Origin of the sequence: Streptomyces tremellae (genome assembly GCF_039540215.1) — a bacterium.
GTDB lineage: Bacteria > Actinomycetota > Actinomycetes > Streptomycetales > Streptomycetaceae > Streptomyces > Streptomyces tremellae.
This window is the reverse complement of sequence record NZ_BAABEP010000018.1, coordinates 88,269-110,779: the sequence shown is the minus strand read 5'-3', so window position 1 is coordinate 110,779 and position 22,511 is coordinate 88,269. Positions and strand designations below refer to the sequence as shown.

The window sequence follows — 22,511 nt, the reverse complement described above, 5'->3', positions numbered from 1 at the left end:
CGGCGGGGCGCGCGGTCAGTCCATGACGACGACGGCGCGGCCGGTGATCTCGCCGCGGGCGAGCGCCCGGTACGCCTCGTCCGCCTCGTCCAGGGAGTAGCGGCGGGTGACGAGCCCTGCCGCGTCGAAGCCCCCGCGGGCCGCGGCCTCCACCACGGCGGGCAGGTCCTCGCGGGTCCGTGCGCCGAAGGAGCCCGTGACGGTGTAGCCGCGCCTGACCAGCGGGGTGATCTCGATCTCGGCCTTCGCGCGGCCCGCGGCGATGCCGATGGCGACCATCCGGCCTCCGTCGCCGAGCAGTTCGACCGCCTGGGTGAACGTGCCGGGGTGGCCGAGCGCCTCGAAGGCGACGTCGACGCCGCCGCAGATCTCCCGGACCGCGGCGCGGGCGTCGGTGGTACGGGAGTTGACGGTGTGGGTGGCGCCCATCCGGCGGGCGGCCGCCAGCTTGTCGTCGGCGACGTCGACGGCGATCACCGGGTCGGCGCCCGCGGCCCTGGCCAGCTGCACCACCCCGGAGCCGACCCCGCCGACCGCGACCACCGCGACCGCGTCGCCCGGCCCGACCCGGCCGGCGCGGTGGACGGCGCCGTACGCGGTGAAGGCGGCGCAGCCGAGGATGGCGGCGGAGTCCGCTTCGAGGCCCGGCGCGAGCGCGGTCAGGCCGGCCAGCGGCACGACCGCGTACTCGGCGAGCCCGCCCATGGAGTACATGGCGAGGAAGGAGCCGTCCGGCATCGAGAGCCGGCTCTCACCGTCGTAGAGGGTGCCGCGCAGCCGGTTCTGGGCGAAGAAGTTCTCGCACAGGTCGTCGCGGCCCTTCGCGCAGGACGCGCAGGCGGTGCACGGCATGATGAACGCGCCCACGACCTCGTCGCCGACGCGCAGGCCGCCGGCCTCCTCGCCCCCGTCGCCGAGCGCCACGACGCTGCCGCTGATCTCGTGGCCGAGTACCGCGGGGCGCGGGAAGCCGACCTCGCCCTTGATGACGTGCAGATCGGTGTGGCAGACGCCGCAGGAGCCCACCTTGACCAGTGCCTCCCCCGCGCGCGGCCGCGGCACCGGGATCCGCAGGATCTCAAGCTCCGGCGCGTCGGCCGTGAGGACGGCCGCCTTCATCTCGCTCGGCAGGGCAACAGCGGACACGGGTCCTCCACGGTGAGGGGGCGATCAGCGCCCAGCCTGCGCCCCGCCGAAGCGGGCGGACAAGTACTGATCGAGCACACCGGATCTGCGTTTTCGCACACCGGGTCCCGCCGGGGCCCGCGGCGGGACGGCCGGTCAGCCCAGGGGCAGCAGTTCCTCCCGGTGGCGTGCGACATGGCGGTGCAGGGCGGCCCTGACGAGCCGGACGGCGTCGGGGGCCGGGCTGTCCCTGCGCAGGCTCAGCGAGTACGCGAGGACGAAGCGCACCTCGTCCGGCAGCACGCGCACGAGGTCGGGCTCGGGCTCGGCGAGGAAGGCGGGCAGCAGGCCGAGGCCCGCGCCCGCCCTGGTCGCGGCGAGCTGGGCGAGCACGCTGGTGCAGGCGAGGCCCACGCCCGTGCCCGCGAAGCTGCGGGCGAGGTCGAGTTCGGCGACGGCGAGGTGGGACTCGACGTAGAACACCAGGCGGTGGCGCGCGAGGCCGGCGGTGCCGGTGAGCGGGCCGTGTCCGCGCAGGTAGTCGCGGGTGGCGTAGAGGCCGAGTTCGTAGCGGGTGAGGAGCTCGGAGGCGAGCCAGCCCTGCCGGGGCTCGCCGATGCTGACCGACAGGTCGTAGCCGGCGGCGCGCGGGCTCAGCGGCCTCGTCGAGGTCACCAGCTCGACCGCGATGCCGGGGTGCTCGCGCACGACCTCGGCGATCGCGGCGGCGGCCAGGGTCGAGCCGAAGCCGTCGGGGGCGGCGATGCGGACGGTGCCGCGCACGGTCTCGCCGTCGCCGCGGATCGCGGCGCGCACGTCCTTGACGATGTCCTCGATGCGCCTCGACCGTTCCACGACGGCCCGGCCGACCTCGGTGAGGACCCAGCCGTCGTGTCCGTGCTCGATCAGTGTGACGCCGAGGCCGGACTCCAGCCTGCGCAGCCTGCGGCGCACGGTGGTGTGGTCGACACCGACGACGGCGGCCGCTGCCACCAGCCTGCCGGTGCGGGCGAGGGCGAGCAGGAGTCGCAGGTCGTCGGTGGAGACGTCGTCGTGCGCGGTCATGGGACTCCTTGTGCGGGGCGGCCGGCCCAGCGGACGTTCTGGCCGGGGCCGGCCGGACCCCTCAGACGATGGACCCCGCGGAGGCGTGCACGGTCTGGCCGGTGATCTGCCGGCTCTCCGGCAGGCAGAGGAACGCGATCACCTGCGCGATGTCGTCGGGCTGCGCGAACCGGTTGAACAGGTTGCCTGTGGCGCCCTGCGAGGCGCGCCGCGCGCGGTCCTCGTCGGAGTCCTGCGCCGCGCCGAAGATCGCGGTCGCCGTCACGCCGGGCGCCACGGCGTTGACGTTGACGTCGTGCGGCGCGAGTTCGCCCGCGAGGACGCGCGTCACCGACTCGACCGCCGCCTTGGAGCTCGCGTAGGCGACGGAGCGCGCGGTGGCGCGGTGTGCGGAGGCCGAGGAGACGTTGACGATGTTCCCGCCCCGGGCGCCGCGGGTCATGTACGGGATCACCGCCTGCGACATGAAGACGACCGCCTTGAGGTTGACGGCCTGCACCAGGTCCCACGCGTCCTCCGCGATGTCGGCGACGCTCGCCTCCGGGCCCACGATGCCCGCGCAGTTGACCAGGATGTCGATGCGTCCCGTGCGGCGGCCGATCCGGTCGGCACAGGCGCGGATCTCCGCGACGTCGCCGAGGTCGCAGTGCTCGGTGTCTTCGCCGTCCGCGGGGCCGAAGCTCTTGTCGACGGCGACGACGCGCGCGCCGAGCGCCCGCAGCACCTCCACCGTGCGCGCGCCGATCCCCGAGGCGCCGCCGGTGACGACGGCCGTCCTGCCCGTGAGTGCCTCCGGCTGCCCGATCACCGCTGCCCCGCTTCCCTGGCGCGGTGTGCCCGCGTCGGCCTCGGTGTGCCCGGTGCGCTCAGTGTGCTCAGTGCGCTCGTTGTGCTCGGCATGGCCCTCCCTCTCCTCCGCTGCGCCGCGCGAACCCTGTACATCCGAGCACCGCAGATCTAATACTTGATTATTGATATCACCAGTTCTAGCGTGACGTGCACCACCGGACAGCAGGGCGAGCGTCCGACGGGTCGCACCTCTTGCGACCGCCCCACCGCGGGCCCCCCAGAAGAGAGCGCCGGACTGCCGGTCGCAGTCGGCACCCTGTCAAGAGCCGACCGAACCCCTGAGGAACGGAACAGATGACACTCTCAGAATCACTGGACAACCAGGAGCTGACCCGGTTCAGGCGAAAGGTCACCGCACTCTCGTCTGCCGGGATGTTCCTCGACGGGTTCGACCTCACCGTCATCGCCGTCGCACTGCCGCTGCTGGAGAAGCAGTGGCACATCTCCGGCTGGGTCGTCGGGTTGACCAGCTCGTCGGCGCTGATCGGCATGTTCGTGGGCGCGGTCGTGCTCGGCCGCCTCACCGACAAGATCGGCCGGCGCAAGGTCTACGCGTTCGACCTCATCCTCTTCATCGTCTTCGCCGGTCTCGCCGCGCTCTCGCAGAACCCCGCCGAGCTGATCGTCTTCCGCTTCCTGCTGGGCATCGCGGTCGGCGCGGACTATCCGATCTCCACCTCGCTGACCAGCGAGTTCTCCGCGACCCGCAGCCGGGGCCGACACCTGGCGTACATGTCGTCCCTCTACAGCGCGGGCGCGATGGTGGCCTATCTGATGGGCATCGTCTTCGGCGGCCTAGGGGACAGCTCCTGGCGGTGGATGCTGCTGTTCGGTGCGCTGCTCGCGCTGATCGTCGCGCTGATGCGGCAGTCGGTGCCCGAGTCGCCGCGCTGGCTGACCTCCCAGGGCCGCACCGGCGAGGCGGCCGAGGTGCTCGGCGGCCTGGTCGGCAGCGCGCCGCGGATCGACGCGGCCGCCGAGGCCGGCGCGAAGCCGTCCGCGCGGGCGAGCCTGCTGTCCCGGCAGTACCTGCGGGCCACGGTCTTCGTGTGCGCCTTCTTCTTCCTCTTCGACGTGGTGTTCTACGGCATCCAGCTGTACACGCCCACGGTGCTCTCCGGGATCACCGGCAGCTCGGACAAGCTCGCCTCGGTGGGCTCGGCCTGCGTCTCGGCCGTCGGCATGCTCGGCATCTTCGCCGGCTCCCTGCTGATCGACCGGTGGGGGCGGCGCCCGCTGGTGATCCTCGGGCTCGCCTGCCAGGCGGTGCTGCTGACGGTTCTCGCGCTGGTCGCGAGCCCGCCGTTCGCGGTCGTGGTGCTGATCTTCGCCGCGGGCCTGTTCTCCGCGAACATCGGCCCAGGCGTGATGATCCTGCTCTACCCCGGCGAGCTGTTCCCGACCGCGCTGCGCGGCGCGGGCGTCGGCGTCTCGGTGGCCGCGGGGCGGATCGGCGCCGTGCTCGGCGTCCTGGTCTTCCCGCACATGATCGAGGACTGGGGGCTCCAGCGCTCGCTGTGGATGTTCGTCGCCGTCGGCGTCGCCGCGGTCGTGCTCTCCGTCTTCATGGCGCCCGAGACCAAGGGCAAGGTCCTTGAGGAGATCGCCGACGAGTACGCCCAGGAGGCGCCGGCGCCCGGCCGCCCGGCGGACCCGGCACGGGCCGGCCGCGGGACGGCAGGCCCGTGAGGCGGTGCCCGGCCGCCCAGGCGGCCGGGCACCGCCCAGGCGGCTCCACCTACGTCCGGAGCGGGAACGTCTAAGCTGTTTCACCATCGGCCCGCCGCGACGGCGGGCCGGCGCCCAGCAGATGTCTCTCGCACCAGAAGGTGACCGGAAGCCCCCCATGACCGACGTCGACCCGAGCCGAACCCGGCGCAGGCGGCTCAGCCTCAAGCAGGAGGCGGCCAACTACATCCGCGACCTGATCTTCTCCGGGAAGGTGCGTGCCGGGGAACGGCTCGACCAGGACGGCATCGCGGCGGCCCTCGAAGTGAGCAGGCTCCCGATCAGGGAGGCGCTGATCACCCTGGAGGCCGAGGGCATGGTGACCAACGTGGTGCGCAGGGGCGCCTTCGTGGCGGCCCTCGAACCCGAGGACATCCTCGACCACTTCAGGATGTACGGGCTGCTGTCGGGGATCGCGGCCGAGCGGGTGGCCGAGCAGCGGCCCCCCGAGGTGGTGGAACGGCTGACCACGCTGATGCAGCAGATGCGGGCCAGCTCGGAGCCCGCCCAGCACGACGAGCTCAACTACCTGTTCCACAAGACGATCAACCGCGCGGGCGGCTCGCGCAGGCTCATCTCCGTCCTGCGCATCCTGGCGAACAACATGCCCTCGAACTTCTTCGCCTCCAACACCGAGTGGGAGTTCAGGGAGCAGACCTTCGCGGAGCACGAGCAGATCGTCACGCACATCCGCGAGGGCGAGGGCAAGGCCGCCGCCGAGGCGCTGGCCAAGCACTTCGTCCACACCGGCGAGCAGGCCGTACGGCACCTGGAGGCCGTCGGCTTCTGGGCGGGCACGGAGTAGACGGGGAGACGGTTGAACACAGCCGTTTTTTACGCCTACACTAAATATCAAAGATACTTGATCTGAAATGAAGGGGACCATGACTGCTTCGGACCTCGCGGTGGGCGCGCACGTCAGCTCCCGCCCGCTGATGATGACCAGGGAGCGGATGCGCTGGTACTGCGACGCGCTGGAGACGGCCGCCTCGCAGAGCGGCGAGTTCGTCGTCGCCGAGCCGACCATCCACACCGACGCCGAGTACGCCAGGGCGCAGGGGCTGCCCGGCATCATCGCCGACGGGATGCTGTCGGCCAACTACCTCTCCAGCCTGCTCTACCGGCACTTCGGGGTGGCCTACCTGCGCGGCGGCGAGCTGGCCACGAAGTTCATCCGCCCCGTGTACGAGGACGACGTGCTCCAGGCCCATGCCGTGGTCACCGGCGTCGAGGACGGGCGCCGCACCCTGGAGCTCTGGGTGGAGACGGAGTCGGGTCAGAAGGTCACCGTCGGCACCGCGTCGGTGCCGGCGTCCCAGGAGGAGGTGCCCGCATGACGGTGGGACGCTATGTCAGCGACCTGGAGGTCGGTGACGAACTCAGGCCCGTCACCTACGTGATGACGCCGTTCGTCGTGCGCGAGTACTGCCACGGCGTGGGCGAGAGCGCAGAGGAGTTCCACCGCGCCCTGCCCGGCTTCGAGGGCCAGCTCGTGCCTCCCCCGCTCGCGCACATCGACAAGATCAGGCTGATCAAGGAGAACTGCCCGGACGGCCCGGGGCCCAACGCCCGTATCCACTACGAGTTCCGCACGAAGCAGCACAAGCTGACGCCGGTCGGCGCGAGCCTGACCTGCTCGGGTGTGGTGGCCCGCCGGTACGAGAAGAAGGGCCGGGTCTACCTCGACATGGAGATCGAGGTGCGCGAGACGGAGACCGGCGACCTCGTGATCACCTACCAGGACACCGCGCTGCTCAACTACTCCCCCGGCAAGGAGCCGGTGCGGGCCGCGGGCGGGCAGCCGCACGACGCGGGCGGCGCGGCATGACCGGGCGACTCCTCGAAGGCCTGCGCGTCGTCGACTTCACGCACATCTTCGCGGGCCCCCTCGCCACGCAGACCCTCGGCGACATGGGCGCCGAAGTCATCAAGATCGAGCGCCCCGGCGGCGACGCGGCGAGGCGGTACGGGCAGCACACCGGCGAGGACGACATGGGCGGCGCCTTCCTCGCGCTCAACCGCAACAAGCGCAGTGTCGCCATCGACCTCTCCGCCGAGCGCGGCATCGAGGTCGTGCGGCGGCTGATCCTCTCCGCCGACGTGGTGGTGCAGAACTTCCGGCTCGGGCTGATGGAGCGGTGGGGCCTCGACTACGAGTCGCTGTCGCGCGAGAAGCCCTCCCTGATCTACTGCTCGATGAACGGCTTCGGCCACACCGGGCCGCTGGCGACCAAGGCGGCCAACGACCTGGTGGTCCAGGCGTACAGCGGGCTGATGAGCTTCACCGGCGAGCCGGACGGCGACCCGGTGCGCTGCGGCACCGCCGTCTCCGACTTCTCCGCCGGGCTCTACGCGGCCATCGGCATCCTGGGCGCGGTCGCCCACCGCGAGCGCACCGGGCAGGGGCAGCACGTGCGCACCTCGATGCTGGAGAGCCAGGTCAGCATCATGAACTACTTCTTCGCCGACTACTGGCTCAAGGGGATCGTGCCGAAGCCGCTCGGCACCGCCAACCGCCTCGGCATCCCCAACCAGGCGTTCCGCACCAAGGACGGCTGGGTCGTCATCTCGACGGCCAACGAGTCGATGTGGCGGCGGTGCTGCGAGGGCCTCAGCCGGCCCGAGGTCGCCGACGACCCGCGCTTCGCCACCCTCGGCGACCGCTACCGGAACACCGAGGAGCTGGTGTCGACGTTCTCCGCCATCACAGCGGAGAGGACAACGGCAGAGTGCCTGGCGGGACTTGAGGCCAAGGGCGTGTCCTGCGCGGGGCTCAACACCCTCGACGAGGTCGCGGCCGACGAACAGCTCGCCGAGCTCGGCGCCTTCCTCGACGTGCCGCGCGGCGACGGCGGACAGGCCAGGGTGGTCGCCACACCGCTGCACTACACGGACACACCGCTCGACGTGCGCAGGGGCGTGCCCGCGCTGGGCGAGCACACCCGCGAGGTCCTCGGCGAACTGGGCCTCACCGAGGAGGAGCTCACCGACCTCGGCACCGCGGGCGTGATCTGACAGGTGGCACAGGTACCACCGCGGGACGCAGCCGCGGACGTCAGGGAGCTGGCCCCCGGGCTGTGGCTGCTGCGCACCCCCCTGCCGGGCCACAGCACGGGCTCCCTCAACTCGTATCTGATCACCGGAGGCGGCCGGGCCGCCGTCGTGGACACCCCGTGGGGCACACCGGACGTCATCGGGGCGTTCGCCGACCGGATCGCCGCGACCGGCACCAGCCCGTCCGCCGTCGGGCACGTCCTCGTCACCCACCACCACGAGGACCACTCGGGCGCCGCGGGGTGGCTCCAGGAGCACTCCGGCAGCGAGGTCGTGATGAGCGCGCGCGACCACGCGGTACTGCGCCGCAGGACCGGGCCCGACCAGGGCGGGTACGGCGCGGAGCTCGGCGACTGGCTCGACGCGGTGGGCGCAGACACAGGAACCCGCGCGTACGCCTTCGACCAGCAACGCGCCCTCGGCGCCCGGCTGTACGCGCTGCCGCGGGTGCGGTGCGCGGGGGACGGCGACACCGTACGGGTCGGCGACTGGTGCCTCGACGTGGTCGAGACCCCGGGCCACACCCCCGGTCACCTCTGCTTCGTGGAGCGGCGGCGCGGCCTGGTCTTCGCCGGCGACCACGTCTTCCGGCGGCGGCGCGGCAACGCCGTGGCACGGCCGCCCTCCGTGCCGCGCCCTGTCGCCTCGTACTGGCAGAGCATGGCGAAGCTCCTGGCGACCGGCGCGGGCACGGTGCTGCCCGGTCACGGGGAACCCTTCACGGACCTCGCCGCGCGCGCCGGGGAGCTTGCGGGCTTCCGGGAGCGCAAGCGGGCCGAGGTGGTCGGCCTCGCCGCCGAGCCCGCGACGGCGTGGCAGGTCGCGCGGCGGATGCGCAGGCGGCAGCGCTGGGAGGACCTGAACGGCAACGCGAGGCTGGCCGCCACGGGAGAGGCGCTCGCCTACCTGCTGGACGCGCGGGACGCCGGCCTGGTGACCGGCACGACAAGCACACCGCGGCTCTGGACGAGCACGCCGACGGCCGTCGGCCCGCGGGACGATCGAAAGGAACACCGGACGTGACCAGCATGTTCTTCGAGGATCTGGTCGAGGGCCAGACGTTCGTGAGCAAGGGCAGGACCGTGACGGAGTCGGACGTGGTCAACTTCGCGGGGCTGAGCGGGGACTTCAACCCGATCCACCTGGACCGCGAGTCGACCAAGGACGGCATGTTCGGCGAGCGCGTCGCCCACGGCGTCCTCGGGCTGTCGATGGCCACCGGGCTCCTCGACAGCCTCGGCCTCTTCAAGGAGTCGATGGGCGCGATGCTCGCCATCGAGGACTGGCGGTTCACCGGGCCGATCCTCATCAACGACACGATCCACCTGGAGCTCACCATCGAGTCCACCCGGCTGACGAGCAAGGGCACGTCGGGAGTCGTACGGCGGCGGCTGAAGCTGGTCAACCAGCACGGCGCCGTGGTGCAGGACGGTGTGATCACCGTGCTGATCCTGTGCCGCGAGCCAGCTTCCGCGGGCGCGCGGGAGGAGGCCGGCGATGCTGCTTGAGGGGCGTACGGCGGTCATCACCGGCGCCGCCACCGGGATCGGCCGGGGCATCGCGGCGCGCTTCGGCCGCGAGGGCGCGCGGATCGTCGTCGCCGACATCGACGGCGCGGCGGCCGAGCGGGCCGCCGCCGAGCTCATGGCCGAGGGCGTGGCCGCGGCGGGCGTGCGCTGCGACGTCACGGACGAGGCGTCGGTGACGGGCGCGGTGGACGCGGCCGTCTCGGCCTTCGGAAGCCTCGACGTGTACGTGAACAACGCGGGCTTCACCCGCGACGCGGTGATGCGGAAGATGAGCGTCGACGACTTCGTCTCGGTGCTGCACGTCCATGTGCTCGGCGCCTGGCTCGGCACCCGCGCGGCCTGCGCGGCGATGCGGGCGGCGGGCACGCGCGGCTCCGTCGTCAACATGTCGTCCATCTCCGGCAAGGTGGGCAACCCCGGCCAGACCAACTACAGCGCGGCGAAGGCCGGCATCGTCGGCCTGACCAAGGCCGCGGCCAAGGAGGCGGCGCGCTACGGCGTCCGCGTCAACGCCGTGCAGCCGGGGCTCATCGACACCGCGATGACCGCGGCGATGCCGCCCGAGGTGCTCGGCGAACGGCTGCGGGACGTCCCGCTCGGCCGGATCGGCGAGATCGGGAACGTCGCCGACGCCGCCCTCTTCCTCGCGAGCGACCTCTCCTCGTACATCACGGGGACGGTCGTCGAGGTCACCGGCGGACGCCACATGTAGGAGTGGCGCCCGCGGGCGCGCCCATTTCGCACAGCAGACCAAGGAGTGACCGATGACGTACCTCTACGCCGCGGACCGCACGCCGTTCGGCCGGTGGGGCGGCGGGCTCGCGGGCGTGCGCCCCGACGACCTGGCCGCGCACGCGATCACGGCGGTGCTGGCCAAGGCACCCCGGCTCGACCCCGCGCGCGTCGACGAGGTGGTGTGGGGCAACGCCAACGGTGCCGGTGAGGAGAACCGCAACGTGGGGCGCATGGCGGCGCTGCTCGCCGGGCTGCCCGTCAGCGTGCCCGGCACGACGGTCAACCGGCTGTGCGGTTCGAGCCTCGACGCGGCGATGGCGGCGAGCAGGCAGATCGAGACCGGCGACGCGGACGTCGTGCTCGCCGGCGGTGTGGAGTCGATGACCCGCGCGCCGTGGGTGCTGCCCAAGCCCGAGCGGCCCTTCCCCGCGGGTGACGTGACGGCCGTATCGACGACGCTCGGCTGGCGTCTTGTCAACCCGCGGATGCCCGCCGAGTGGACGGTCAGCCTCGGCGAGGCCAACGAGCAGCTCCAGGAGATCCACGGGATCTCCCGCGAGCGGCAGGACGCCTTCGCCGCCCGCTCCCACCTGCGCGCGCACGACGCCTGGGAGTCGGGGTTCTACGACGACCTGGTCACCCCCGTGCCCGGTACGGCCCTGACGCGCGACGAGAGCATCCGCCCGGCCTCCACGGCCGAGGTGCTCGCCGGGCTCAGACCCGCGTTCCGCGAGGGCGGCACCATCACGGCGGGCAACGCGAGCCCGCTCAACGACGGCGCGGCCGCGCTCCTGCTCGGCTCCGGGCGGGCCGCGGGCGCGATCGGCCTCGACCCGCTCGCCAGGATCGCGGGCCGCGGCTCCTGCGCGCTGGAGCCGCAGCGGTTCGGCTACGCGCCGGTGGCGGCGGCGGAGCGCGCACTCGCCCGCGCGGGCATCGGCTGGGACCGGGTGGGCGCGGTCGAGCTGAACGAGGCGTTCGCGGTCCAGTCCCTCGCCTGTGTGGACGCGTGGCGGATCGATCCGGAGATCGTCAACGTCCACGGCGGCGCCCTCGCCATCGGCCACCCCCTCGGCGCGTCGGGCGCCCGGATCCTCGGCACCCTGGCGAAGGTGCTGCGCGAGCGCGGCGAGCGCTACGGCGTGGCCGCGATCTGCATCGGCGTGGGCCAGGGCCTCGCCGTCGTCCTGGAGAACCCGCGCGCCGGAGCGTGAGCCGCCCGCCCGTCACGGCGGGGGCCGCGCGGCCCTGTCCTCGCCGCGGGCGGCGGCCCGGGGCCCGCCAGGGCCGGCCTGGGCGGCGTCGCCCGTGGTGAGCTGCGGCGTGGGTTCGCCCGCCGCGAGGTGTTCGAGCAGCTCGGCGAGTTCCTGGCAGGCGCGCTGCACCGAGCGGCGGGTGGTGCGCTGCTCGGCGATGACGGAGGACAGCAGCAGGGCGGTGAGGGCCGCGGTGCCGTTGAACGCCTGGAGCTTGGTCATGATCTCGACGCCCGAGAGGTGGAGGAACGCGCCGCGACCTGCGTTCGCCTCGAAGGTGGTCAGCACGGAGGCGAACAGCGCGCACAGCACACTGCCGGTGAGCTGGAAGCGCAGCGCGGCCCAGATCAGCAGCGGGAAGACGAGGAAAAGCAGGCTGATCGGGCTGAGCACGGTCACCGGGACGATCACACAGGCCGCGAGGGCGAGGCCCATCGCCTCCTTCCACCGCCGCATCCTGGGCCTGCCGCGCACGGCGACGAGCAGCAGCGGGGCGACGAGCAGGACGCCCATCGCGTCCCCGACCCACCAGGCGAGCCACACGGGCCAGAAGTCCCGGCCGGCGAGCTGCCCGGCCCACGCCTGCAGCCCGACTCCCGCCGTCGAGCTGATCAGCATGGCGCCGAGACCGGCGAGGAAGACCAGGGCGAGCCCGTCGCGCAGCCGGGACACGTCCAGCCTGAAGCCCACCCGGCGCAGCAGCAGGTAGGCGCAGAGCGGTGCGGCCGTGTTGCTCGCCACCGTGATGAGCGTGGAGAACGTGGGGGTGGTGAGGGACGCGATGACCAGCAGGGACCCCAGCGCGATCCCGGGCCATACCCGCATCCCGTACAGCAGCAGCGCGGCGACGGCGACGCCGGTGGGCGGCCAGATGGGGGTGACGACCACGCCCTCGACGACGAGCCTGCCGAGCAGGCCGAGCCGGCCCGCCGCGTAGTAGCAGGCGGCCACGCCCAGCACCCTCAGGACCGCCTGCACGGAGGGCCGGAGCTGCCGAGTACGCCACACACCAGCCATCTGACACCGGCCGGGCCGGGAGTGCCAGGTGAGCGCGGCCTTCCGTGTCCCGGCGAGCCGGTCCCGGCCCGGGCCCGGTCTCACTCCCCCGGCGGCCCTGGGCGCGCGGCGCCGCCGTCGTGGCCGACGACGAGGACGGCGGCGTCGTCCTCGTGCCCCACGGTCCCGGCGAGCCGCATCACCGAGGCCACGAGGGCGTCGATGTCGCCGCCCTCGACGGCGGCCGTGGAGGCGAGCGCCATCACCTGGCGCAGGCCCTCTTCGAGGACGAGCGAGGGTCCCTCCACCACACCGTCCGTGAGCAGGACGAAGACGCCGCCCGTGGCGATCCGGTGCCGGGTGACCGGGTACTCGGCGCCGTGCAGCACGCCGAGCGGGGGGCCGCCCTCCCCGTCGTCCACGCCGGCCGCGCCGTCCGCGGTGGCCCAGACATGGGGGATGTGGCCCGCCCTGGCGCAGTCGAGGGTGCCCTCGGCCGGGTCGAGCAGCAGGAAGGTGCAGGTGGCGAAGAGGTCCGCGCCGAGGGAGACCAGCAGGTCGTTGGTGCGGGCGAGCAGCTCGCCCGGGTCCCCGGTCACGGAGGCGAGCGCGCGCAGGCAGACCCGTACCTGGCCCATGAAGGCGGCGGCCTCGATGTTGTGCCCCTGCACGTCGCCCACGGACATACCGACGCGGCCGTCCGGCAGGGCGAACACGTCGTACCAGTCGCCGCCGACGTTGAGCCCGTGGTTGGCCGGCACGTATCCGACGGCGAGCCGGACGCCGGGCGGCTGCGGGAGCTCCCTGGGGAGCATGCCCCGCTGCAACGCCACCGCCAGCTCGACCCGGGAGCGCTGCATCTCGGCCAGCTTCCGCGCCTGGGTGGTCAGCGACTGGAGCTCGGCGAGCAGCTCCTCGCCGTCGTCGGCCGTCCCACTGCGATACATCTATCACCTCATTTACTACTATATGCATCCCTCTCCGTGCCGAGCCGGAGCAGCACCTTGCTGCTGCCGGTGGAGCGGTCGGCGGCCACGGCGAGCGCCTCGGCCGCGTCGTCGAGGTCGAAGACATGGGTGACGAGCGGCGAAAGGTCGAGCCCGCCGCGCAGGGCGCCCAGCGCGTCGGTGATCTCCTCCACGAAGCGGTACGAGCCGATCCAGGTGATCTCGCGGCTGACCAGGTCCCCGAGGGCGGCGGGCGCCGGGGCGCCCGGCAGGTTGCCCACCTGGACCAGGGTGCCGCCGCGCGCCGTGGCGCGCAGGACAGGGCCGAGGGCCCCGGGCGCGCCCGACGCCTCGAAGACCACCTCGACGTCGTCGGGGAGCGCGTCGCCCGCGGCGGTGTTGCGCAGGTCGTCGGCGCCGAGGGCGCGGGCGACGGCGAGCGAGGAGTCCGCGATGTCCGCGGCGGTGACCCCGGCGGCGCCCGCGAGCCCGGCCGCGGCGACGACGAGTGAGCCGATCGGGCCCGCGCCGTTGACGAGGACGCGGCGACCGCGCAGGTCGCCGGCGCGGCGCACCGCGTGCAGGGCGACGGCCAGCGGTTCGGCGAGCGCCCCCTCACGGGTGCCCACCCCCTCGGGCAGGGGCCGCAGCTGCCGTGCGGGCACGGCCCGCAGCTCGCTGAACCCGCCGTCCGTGTGCGGGTCGAAGGCGGCGGAGCCGAAGTACCTGACGTGCGGGTGCAGGTTGGTGCGCCCGGCGATCCTGTCGGGCAGCGCGGCGTCGCCGACGGTCAGGGCCGGGTGCACGGTGACCGGCAGGCCCGGCTCGTACCCCTCGACGCCGGGCCCCGGCCGTACGACACGGCCGGCGACCTCGTGCCCGAGGACCATGGGGTGCCGCAGGATCGCGGTGCCGGAGCGGCCGTGGCGCCAGTAGGCGAGGTCGGAGCCGCAGATCCCGCCCCACTCCATGGCGACGAGGACCTCTCCCGGCCCCGGCTCGGGGTCGGGCAGGTGGTCGATCCGCAGATCGCCCGCGCCGTGTACGACGACGGCCTTCATGCCGCGTCCTCCAATCGGACGAGGTCGCGCCCCTTCGTCTCGGGGGAGAACCAGGTGGCGGTGAACGTGATGAGCGAGTAGGCGATGAGCATCGCGGCGATCGGCCACCAGTGGTGGGTGGCGGCGGTCAGCGAGGCCGCGATGACGGGCCCTGCGGCGGTGGTCAGGATGCCGCCGAGCTCCTTGGCGAGGGCGAGCTGGGTGAAGCGGGTGCGGGAGCCGAAGAGTTCGGCCATGGTGACGCTTTCGAGCGCGAACAGGCCGAGGACGCCGCAGTTGAGTCCCACGACCATCGCCAGGGTCAGGGCCGCGGTGCCGCCGTGGACGACGGTGTACATCATCGGCACCGCGAGGAGCGCGGTGAGCGCGGTGACGGCGAGGTAGACGGGCCTGCGGCCGAAGCGGTCGCCCAGCATGCCGACGAAGGGCACGGTGGCGAAGCCGAGCAGCGAGCCGTAGACGATGGCGGTGGTCGGCACGGAGTCGTTCACCGCCACACTGGTGGCGATGTAGCCGACGAGGAAGGTCTGCACGAGGCCGGAGTTGCCTGCCTGGCCGAGGCGCAGGCCCAGCGCGAGGAAGAACGCCCTGCCCTTGCGCTGGCGCAGCCCTGCCTCGATGGCGCGGCGCGCCTCCCTGTCCGCGGCGGCGCCCTCGGCGCCTGCCCCGTCCTCCAGTTCCTTCAGTTCCTTGCGGGAGAGCGCGACCCCGTCGACCACGTCGGGGCGCTCCTCGAAGACCGGGCTCTCCTTGAGCCGCGAGCGCAGCCACACCGCGAAGACCAGCAGCAGGAAGCTGGAGAGGAACGGCACGCGCCAGCCCCAGCTGAGCAGTTGGCTGTCGGAGAGCGTGCCGAGGAGCACGGCCCACAGCCCGGAGGCGGCGAGCGTGCCCGAGTTGGTGCCGAGCGAGACCAGGGAGGAGATCAGGCCGCGGCGGCGCACGGGGGCGTACTCGGTGAGCAGCGCGGTGGCGCCCGCGATCTCCGCGCCCGCGCCGAAACCCTGGATCAGGCGGAGCGCGACGAGCAGGCAGGGCGCGGCGATGCCGATGGCGCCGTACGACGGCAGGGCGCCGATGAGCGTGGTCGAGGCGCCCATCAGCACGATCGTGACGAGCAGGACCTTCCTGCGGCCGATCCGGTCGCCGAGGCGGCCGAAGTAGACGGCCCCTGCGAGCCGGGCCACATAGCCGACGCCGTAGGTCGCCATCGCGGCGATCAGGCCGATGGCGGGGCTGACGTCCGGGAAGAAGATCTTGTTGAAGACGACGGCCGCGGCGAGCGAGTACAGCTGGAAGTCCATGAACTCCAGCGCCGTGCCGAGCCATCCGGACACGGCGGCCCTGGCCAGGTCGCCGGTGGTCCTGGTGGCGGGCCCGGGCGGTGCCTGGGTGGTGTGCGTCATCGTGGGCGCCTCCTTGCGTCCGTACCGTTCGCCTGTGCCGCCGTGCCGTGGCGGGGACGGCCGGTAGGGCGGGCGCTGCGGCGTCCAGCTGGCATAGCAGTACTGGTATACAAGCATCGGTCGATGAGTGGGTCAAGGTTGGCGGAGGGCCCGCGCAGGGCCGGGGGACGGGCGGACCGGCACGTCCGGACGGTCGACTAAGGTGAACGGCATGGCCGCATCCGACAGACGGCGCACCAACCGCCGGGTCGTCTACGAGACCCTCAGGCGCAGGGTGCTGACCCTGGAACTGCCGCCGGGCAGCGCCCTGTCGGAGAACGAGCTCGCCGCGTCGCTCGGGGTGAGCAGGACGCCGGTCCGCGAGAGCCTGATCCTGCTGGCCGAGGAGGGGCTCGTACAGGTCTTTCCGCAGGTCGGGTCGTTCGTCTCGCGCGTCGCGCCCGACCGCGTCGCCGACGCGCAGTTCCTGCGGGAGGCGGTGGAGCTCGCGGCGCTCGACGACCTCCCCGCCAAGCTCGACCCCGCGCTCGTCGCGGAGCTGCGCGACAACCTCGCGCAGCAGCAGCGGCACGGCAGCGACGTGGAGGAGTTCTTCGCGCTCGACGAGGAGTTCCACCGGGGGCTGCTGCGGCTGAGCGGCCACGGCAGGTCCTGGTCGACCGTCGTGTCGGCCAAGGGCCACCTCGACCGCGCGCGCCGCCTCGGCCTGTACGAGGCCAGCTCGCCGGCGGTCTTCGCCGGGCAGCACGAGGAGATCCTCCGGGCGGTCCTGGACAGCGACGTCGACCGGGCCCGCGCCACCATGCGCCGGCACCTGCGGGCAGTCTTCGAGGACATCGAGCAGATCAGGACCCGCTCCCCCGAGTTGTTCGCCTCCGACTCCGACACGGTCCCGGTTCGGCGGAACGTCGTCGTCTGGGAGTGAGCCCCCGCTCTCCCGCCCTCCGGCCCCGGCGTGCGCACCACCCTTGACCCCCTGCCCGACCGGTGCTTGTATACCAGCGCTGGTACGCCAGGAGGACGCCTGGCGTGCACGCCGTCACACCGGCTCTCCCCGCCGCGGCCCGAGCAGGCCGCCCGGCAAGCGCGGGGCCGCAGCGACACATCCGTCAAGGCAAGGTGAGGGCCGATGAGCGCCGTACCGCCCACCGTGAGGACGTCAGGGCCGCGACCGGGGAGGGGCCGCCGCTGGGCGATCCGGGCCCATCCCGTCTCCTGGTGGACCCTGCTGATCACCTCGCTCGCGATCCTGATGACCTCGCTCGACGCGGCGATCCTGCCCTCGGTACTGCCCCAGGTGAAGGCGTCCTACGGACTGAGCGACACCGCGGCGGGCGCCCTCAACTCGGTGTTCTTCGTCAGCACGGTCGCCGGCGCGGTGCTGTTCGGCTGGCTCTCCGACGTGGTCGGCAACGGCTACCGGCGCAGCTGGGTGTGGGCCGCGGCGATGGCCCTCTCGGTGATCGGCGGCACCTTCACCTTCCTGCTGGCGTCGAGCTGGGTCGCCTTCCAGCTGATGCGGGTCGTGATGGGGGTAAGCCGTGGCGGCAGCGAACCCACCAATGTGGCCATCGTCGGCGAGTGGTGGCAGGTGGAGAACCGCGGCTTCGCGGTCGGCACCCACCATGTCGGCTTCCCGCTCGGGCAGTTCGCGGGCCCCGCGCTGGTGGCCGCGCTGATGAGCGTGATGAGCTGGCAGGCGACCTTCCTGGTGCTGCCGCTGATCGGCGTGCCCATCATGCTGGCCCAGGTGCGGGTGGGCACCCGGCGCAACCAGGAGCGGGTGTACGAGTGGATCAGGGCCAGGGGCCTGACCACGCCGCTGCCCTCGGTCGAGCGGGCGCCCGCCGCCGCGCGCAGCCCGTTCCGCCTGCTGAGGGATGTGCTTGCGGTCGCCGACGTGCGCCGCGCCATCATGGTCAACTTCGGCTTCCTCTGGTGCGAACTGGGGCTGATGACCTTCCTCGTGGTGTTCCTGCACGACCGCACCACCATGAGCACCGGGGCCGCCGTACTCGCCTCCGGGGCCTCCGGCCTCACCGGCTGGGTGGGGCAGATCGTCTGGGGCACGCTCTCCGACCACATCGGCAGGCGCCCGGTCCTCGTGGTGTGCGTGGCGGGGTGGATCGCGACCACACTGCCCCTGCTGCTGGTGCACACCGCGTGGCAGGCGTGGCTGCTCCTGCTGCTGTGGGGGCTGTTCCGCAACGCGCCCTACCCGGTCATCTACTCCGTCGTCATCGACGCGGCGCCCGAGCAGGCCGGCTCCTCGATGGGCCTGATGATCGGCATCACGACCGGCCTCGGCGGCGCGGTGGTCTCCACAGCGGCCGGCTGGCTGATCGACCACTGGGGCTGGGGCGCCACCTTCTGCGTGCTCGTCGCGGGCCCGGTACTCGGCCTGGTACCCCTGCTGCGGATCAAGGGCGCCGCACGGCGCCCCGAGACACCGGGGAGCACACCCGCATGACCACAGACGCAGCCCACCGGATGACCCGACTCGCCGACTCCATCGGCCTGTTGACCCCCGTCGACCTCAGCCATCCGCTCCAGGAGGGCATGACGGTCTGGCCCGGCCACCCGCGCTTCGAACACGAACTCGTCGAGTGCTACAGCCGCGGCGACCTCTCCAGGCACCACCGCGTCGCACTCGGCGAACACACCGGCACCCACCTCGACGCACCCGTGCACTTCGTGCCGGGCGGCGCCGGCATCGCGGACACACCGCCCGGGGTGTTCACCGGCCGTGCCGCCACCCTGCGCGCCCCCGCGGGCACGGCGGCGGTGGCACCGGCCGCGCTCACCGCGTTCGAGGCCGCGCACGGCCCCGTGGGCCCCGGCGACCGCGTCCTGGTCGACACCGGCTGGAGCGCGCGCTGGAACACCCCGGGCTACCTGGAGCCCTGGCCGTACGTCACGGCCGAGCTGGCCGCCGAGCTGCTCGACCGCGGCGTCGCGCTGGTCGCCGTGGACACCCCGTCCCCCGACCCGTACGGCTCCGAGGCCTGCCCCGCGCACCGGCTGCTGCTCGGCGCGGGCGTCCTCATCGGCGAGAACTTCGCCCGCCTCGGGGAGCTGGCCCCCTGGACCCTGCTCACCACGGCTCCCCTGCCCGTGCGGGGCGGCTCGGGCTCCCCCGTACGCGCCGTCGCGTACCGTCCCTGATACACCGCGCCCGGCCGCCGCGCGGTCCCGGGCTGTCGCGGTTCGGTCGCGGTTTCGTACGGGTGTTCCTGGCGCCGCTTCACGCGGGTGCGGGGCGGGCAGGAGCCTGGCACACACGACACGGACGCGGAGGGGGACGGCAGATGCGGGAGCGCCATCGGGCCGAGGCGGAGCGGCTGTTGGTGCGGGCTGTGGAGGAGGAGGTGCGGCGCGCCGGCGGCGGGATCGACGGCGCCGCGCTGCTCGTGCGGGCCCGCGCACACTTCGACGAACTGCTGGCGACGGCCGCCGAGGAGTACGAGGCGTACGAGACGGCCCTCCGGGACCTGGAGGCGGGCAGAGGTCCGCTCGGCGGACGGTTCGGCAAGGGGGCCGTGGCGACGCCCGTGCTGGTGACGGCGGTCGCCGCGGTCGCCGCCGCCTGCGCCGACGCCGCGTTCGGCACGGGCCCCGCCACCGCGCTCGGCGCGGGCGCCGTCGCCGCCGTGGCGGGCGCCGCGACGACGGTCGTGCGGACGACCTCGGGGCAGCGGCCCGCGGGCGCCACCGCACAGGACCCGGCGCGGGTCGAGCAGTTGAGGCTGGCCTGGCTCGGCGCGCTCGACGTGCGCGGCATCCGGCCGTTCCTCGACCGGCAGCGGGTCGTCAGGTCGGCGACGAGCCGCGAGACGCGCGGACGCGCCTCGCAGGTGGCCTCGCTGCGCGGCCAGGACCGCAGCGCGGCGGCCAGGCGGCGCTCGCTGCTCGACCAGTCCTTCGGCCATCTCCCGGAGGCGGCGGGCCCGTTCGCGGGGCGGCGGCGCGAGGTGGCGCAGATCGCGCAGTGGGTGCGCGCGGCCCGCGCCGCCACCGAGACCAGGCCCACGGTGGTGGTGCTGCACGGCGAGCCGGGATCCGGCCGCACGACGCTCGCGGTGCGCGCCACCCACGAGCTGCGCGACGAGTTCAGGGGCGCGTGCGTGGTCGACATGCGCGGCGGCGGCGTGGAGCACCCGGCCGCGGCTCCGCTCGCCCCGCTGTCCACCCGGGACGCTCTGCTGCACCTGCTGAACCGCCTCGGGGCGCCCAAGGAGCAGCTGCTGTTCCGCGACTCGTCGTCGCAGGAGCAGCAGGTCCGGCGGCTCACCGGGCTGTACCACAGGCACCTCGCGCGGCTGCCCGTGGTGATCGTGCTCGACGACGCGTCCGACGCCGCGCAGGTGCTGCCGCTGGTGCCGGAACGCTCCGACAGCCTCATCCTGGTGACGGCACGTCAGGACCTCGCCCTGCCGGACGACCTGGGCGCCTGGGTGCACCGGCTGCCGGTGGAGCCGCTGGACGTGGCGGGCGCGGAGGAACTGCTGCGGGAGGCGGCCGCCGCGGCCGCGGCGGCCGAGCAGGAGGCGGGGGCCCCGGTGACCGCGGGCGAGGTGTACGACGCACCGTCGGTCGACCGGATCGCCGGCCTGTGCGGCGGGCTGCCGCTCGCCCTGCGGGTCGCGGGCTCCGCGCTCGGCGCGCGCTCCGCGGCCCGGCTCGCCGGCGACCTCGCCGCGTACGGCCCCGTGCCGTCGGCGGAGCGCGCGCTGTGGCTGCGCTACACGGACCAGGACGACCTGGCGCGCCGCCTGCTGCGACGGCTCGCGCTCGCGGGCCGGGCGTCGCTCGGCGCTTCGGCGGCCGCAGCGCTGCTCGCGACGGGCGAGCAGGAGGCGCAGCGGCTGCTGACGGCGCTTGCGGACGCCGGGCTCATCGACCATGTGCGGGGCCGACGCTACCGGCTGCACGACGTGGTGCGCGGGTTCGCGCTCGCCCGGCTGCTCGACGAGGAGGGCGCCGAGGAGCGTACGGCCGCGCAGGAGCGGCTGATCAGGAACTACAGCGAGCTCGCCGACACCGTGATCCGGCTGGTCGACGGCAACATGTCGACGCGCGCCGACCTGTTCCGCACCACGGCGGACGCGCACGGCTTCACCTCGCCCGACGCGGCGCTGCGCTGGCTCGACGAGGAGTCGAGCTTCATCACGGCGGCGCTGCGGCAGGCGGAGGGCGTCGACCAGCAGGCCGTGCTGGGGCTGCTCGGCGCGCTGTGCGACTACTGCCTGCTCCGCGGCGACCTCTACCGGCTCGGCGAGATCAACGAGTTGGCGCACGCCGTGGGCCAGGGCCTGCTGGTGCGCTCCGTGCAGTGGCGTACGGGCATCGCCGCGCGCCAGGTCGGCGACCTGGACACGGCGCGTACGACGCTGACGTCCGTGGTGGAGCTCTACCGGGAGGCCGAGCAGGCCGCGGGCGAGGCGCTCGCGCTGTGCTCGCTCGGCATCACCCTGCACCACCAGGGCGACCTGGCGGGCGCGGCGGGGAGGCTGCGGGAGGCGCTCGCGCTCCAGGAGCCCGAGCCGCTCGCGGGCGACCGCGCGTGGACGCTGCACGCGCTGGCCGCGGTGGAGCGCGACCGCGGCCGGGTCCGCGAGGCGCTCGCGATGCTGACGGAGGCGCTCGAACTGCACGGCGCCAACGGCTCGGTGCACGGTGAGGCGTGGGCCCACTTCCAGCTGGGGCAGGTGCTGCTGCGGCTCGACGAGCCGGCGGGCGCCGAGGAGTCGCTGCGGCTCGCGCTCGACCTGTACGGGCGCACCGGGGACGGGCGCGGCGAGGCGTGGGCGCTGACGCAGCTGGCCCGTACGCGCCTGATGGCGGGCGAGCCGGCCGAGGCCGCGGAGGACCTGCGCGCCGCGCTCGCCCGCCACCGGGACAACGAGGACGCGCGCGGCGAGGCGTGGACCCTGTATTACCTCGGCCAGGCCCTCGAAGACGCGGGCGACCGCGACCAGGCGGTGCGCGAACTGGAGCGCGCCCGCACGATGTTCTCCCGCATGCGGGACGTGTACGGGCTCGGCTGCGCGCGCCACCACCTGGGCCGCGCCACCCGCGACCAGCGCGCCGCGCGCACCGGCAACCTGCGCAACTCCGGCTTCGCGCGGCAGCTCCTCGCGGACGCGCGCGCCGACTTCCGCAGGGCGGGTGTCGCCTATGGCGAGGGGTGGACCTGCGTGGAGCTGGCGATCGTGGACGCGGGCAACAACCGGGCGGCGCAGGCGCTCGCCCTGTGCGACGAGGCGACGGAGCTGTTCGGCTCGTACGGCGACCGGCGGGGCGCCGACTGGTCCCGCTTCCTGCGCTGCACGCTGCTGCCGTACGCGTCGCCCGGCGGCACGGAGGTCGGCACGGCGGTCGCGGAGCAGGAACTGGCCGAACTGGCGGCAGAGCACCACGCGTTGCGCGACCAGAAGCTGGACGAGTGCGCTGAGGCGCTCGCCGTGATGCTGGCCAGGGGCACGACCCTGGAGGACGGCTGGCGCGCCTGGTCGCTGGGGCTCGTGCCGGGGCGCCACGCGCAGGAGGTGATGGGGGTGGAGACGGCCAGGGACCGGGCCTGACGGCAACTATGCTGTCGCGCGGGCCCGTTCAGCGCTGCGGCGCCTCGATCAGCCGGGGCGCCTGCTCGCCGTCCGCGGCCTTGAGGAAGTCCGTCAGCTCGTCGAGGCTCTCGGCACGGTGCGCGAGCACACCGTACGAGCGCGTCCGCCGGGTCCCCGGTCAGGAGGTGCCCGGA

At 73.6% G+C, this 22,511-nt stretch carries 20 protein-coding genes; 13 read left to right on the top strand and 7 right to left on the bottom strand.

What is annotated here, in order from left to right; genetic code table 11:
* Positions 1–15 precede the first annotated feature (15 nt).
* The 3 genes from ABEA77_RS15570 to ABEA77_RS15560 form a co-directional block, all read right to left on the bottom strand.
* Complete coding sequence (locus tag ABEA77_RS15570; protein WP_345646961.1) at positions 16–1,146, bottom strand: zinc-binding dehydrogenase; 1,131 nt, start codon at positions 1,144–1,146, stop codon at positions 16–18.
* Positions 1,147–1,281: 135 nt separating this feature from the next.
* Positions 1,282–2,190, bottom strand: coding sequence for a LysR family transcriptional regulator (locus ABEA77_RS15565; protein WP_345646958.1), 909 nt, complete (start codon positions 2,188–2,190; stop codon positions 1,282–1,284).
* Between the two features lie 61 nt (positions 2,191–2,251).
* Positions 2,252–2,998: an SDR family NAD(P)-dependent oxidoreductase gene (locus ABEA77_RS15560; protein WP_345646956.1), complete on the bottom strand. Its 747-nt coding sequence runs from the start codon at positions 2,996–2,998 to the stop codon at positions 2,252–2,254.
* A 335-nt stretch (positions 2,999–3,333) separates the two neighbouring features.
* Here ABEA77_RS15560 and ABEA77_RS15555 point away from each other — a divergent pair, with 335 nt between their 5' ends.
* The 9 genes from ABEA77_RS15555 to ABEA77_RS15515 all read left to right on the top strand — a co-directional run bounded on the left by ABEA77_RS15555 (position 3,334) and on the right by ABEA77_RS15515 (position 11,299).
* Positions 3,334–4,728, top strand: coding sequence for an MFS transporter (locus ABEA77_RS15555; protein ID WP_345646954.1), 1,395 nt, complete (start codon positions 3,334–3,336; stop codon positions 4,726–4,728).
* 157 nt (positions 4,729–4,885) lie between these two features.
* Complete coding sequence (locus ABEA77_RS15550) at positions 4,886–5,572, top strand: GntR family transcriptional regulator (RefSeq protein WP_345646951.1); 687 nt, start codon at positions 4,886–4,888, stop codon at positions 5,570–5,572.
* 79 nt (positions 5,573–5,651) lie between these two features.
* Positions 5,652–6,104: a MaoC family dehydratase gene (locus ABEA77_RS15545; RefSeq protein ID WP_345646948.1), complete on the top strand. Its 453-nt coding sequence runs from the start codon at positions 5,652–5,654 to the stop codon at positions 6,102–6,104.
* Positions 6,101–6,595 carry a hypothetical protein gene (locus tag ABEA77_RS15540; RefSeq protein ID WP_345646946.1) on the top strand — a complete coding sequence of 165 codons (495 nt, stop codon included), beginning with the start codon at positions 6,101–6,103 and terminating at the stop codon, positions 6,593–6,595. Before ABEA77_RS15545 ends, ABEA77_RS15540 begins: the two co-directional genes overlap by 4 nt.
* Entirely contained in the window at positions 6,592–7,782 is a 1,191-nt protein-coding gene (locus ABEA77_RS15535) for a CaiB/BaiF CoA transferase family protein (protein WP_345646944.1), read from the top strand. The genes ABEA77_RS15540 and ABEA77_RS15535 overlap by 4 nt, the downstream gene beginning before the upstream one ends.
* 3 nt (positions 7,783–7,785) lie before the next feature.
* Complete coding sequence (locus ABEA77_RS15530) at positions 7,786–8,844, top strand: MBL fold metallo-hydrolase (protein ID WP_345646941.1); 1,059 nt, start codon at positions 7,786–7,788, stop codon at positions 8,842–8,844.
* Positions 8,845–8,849: 5 nt separating this feature from the next.
* Positions 8,850–9,329: a MaoC/PaaZ C-terminal domain-containing protein gene (locus ABEA77_RS15525; RefSeq protein WP_345647000.1), complete on the top strand. Its 480-nt coding sequence runs from the start codon at positions 8,850–8,852 to the stop codon at positions 9,327–9,329.
* The gene (gene fabG / locus ABEA77_RS15520; RefSeq protein WP_345646938.1) at positions 9,319–10,062 is read left to right on the top strand and encodes a 3-oxoacyl-ACP reductase FabG; all 744 of its coding nucleotides are present in this window, start codon (positions 9,319–9,321) and stop codon (positions 10,060–10,062) included. Before ABEA77_RS15525 ends, fabG begins: the two co-directional genes overlap by 11 nt.
* A 52-nt stretch (positions 10,063–10,114) precedes the next feature.
* Positions 10,115–11,299 (top strand): thiolase family protein, encoded by a 1,185-nt coding sequence (locus ABEA77_RS15515; RefSeq protein ID WP_345646935.1) that lies wholly within the window; start codon positions 10,115–10,117, stop codon positions 11,297–11,299.
* Between the two features lie 12 nt (positions 11,300–11,311).
* Here the strand turns inward: ABEA77_RS15515 and ABEA77_RS15510 are convergent, their stop codons facing one another.
* The 4 genes from ABEA77_RS15510 to ABEA77_RS15495 all read right to left on the bottom strand — a co-directional run bounded on the left by ABEA77_RS15510 (position 11,312) and on the right by ABEA77_RS15495 (position 15,751).
* Entirely contained in the window at positions 11,312–12,358 is a 1,047-nt protein-coding gene (locus ABEA77_RS15510; RefSeq protein ID WP_425588278.1) for an MASE1 domain-containing protein, read from the bottom strand.
* An 80-nt stretch (positions 12,359–12,438) separates the two neighbouring features.
* Positions 12,439–13,284, bottom strand: a complete 846-nt coding sequence (locus tag ABEA77_RS15505) for a PP2C family protein-serine/threonine phosphatase (RefSeq protein ID WP_345646930.1) — start codon at positions 13,282–13,284, stop codon at positions 12,439–12,441.
* A gap of 8 nt (positions 13,285–13,292) precedes the next feature.
* Positions 13,293–14,345 (bottom strand): L-idonate 5-dehydrogenase, encoded by a 1,053-nt coding sequence (locus ABEA77_RS15500; RefSeq protein ID WP_345646928.1) that lies wholly within the window; start codon positions 14,343–14,345, stop codon positions 13,293–13,295.
* Positions 14,342–15,751: an MFS transporter gene (locus tag ABEA77_RS15495; protein WP_345646925.1), complete on the bottom strand. Its 1,410-nt coding sequence runs from the start codon at positions 15,749–15,751 to the stop codon at positions 14,342–14,344. Before ABEA77_RS15495 ends, ABEA77_RS15500 begins: the two co-directional genes overlap by 4 nt.
* A 211-nt stretch (positions 15,752–15,962) precedes the next feature.
* Here ABEA77_RS15495 and ABEA77_RS15490 point away from each other — a divergent pair, with 211 nt between their 5' ends.
* From ABEA77_RS15490 to ABEA77_RS15475, 4 genes are all read left to right on the top strand, one after another.
* Positions 15,963–16,676: a GntR family transcriptional regulator gene (locus ABEA77_RS15490; RefSeq protein WP_345646922.1), complete on the top strand. Its 714-nt coding sequence runs from the start codon at positions 15,963–15,965 to the stop codon at positions 16,674–16,676.
* A 204-nt stretch (positions 16,677–16,880) separates the two neighbouring features.
* Complete coding sequence (locus ABEA77_RS15485; protein ID WP_345646919.1) at positions 16,881–18,221, top strand: MFS transporter; 1,341 nt, start codon at positions 16,881–16,883, stop codon at positions 18,219–18,221.
* Positions 18,218–18,916 (top strand): cyclase family protein, encoded by a 699-nt coding sequence (locus tag ABEA77_RS15480; RefSeq protein WP_345646916.1) that lies wholly within the window; start codon positions 18,218–18,220, stop codon positions 18,914–18,916. Before ABEA77_RS15485 ends, ABEA77_RS15480 begins: the two co-directional genes overlap by 4 nt.
* A 143-nt stretch (positions 18,917–19,059) precedes the next feature.
* The gene (locus ABEA77_RS15475; protein ID WP_345646913.1) at positions 19,060–22,335 is read left to right on the top strand and encodes a tetratricopeptide repeat protein; all 3,276 of its coding nucleotides are present in this window, start codon (positions 19,060–19,062) and stop codon (positions 22,333–22,335) included.
* Positions 22,336–22,511 lie beyond the last annotated feature (176 nt).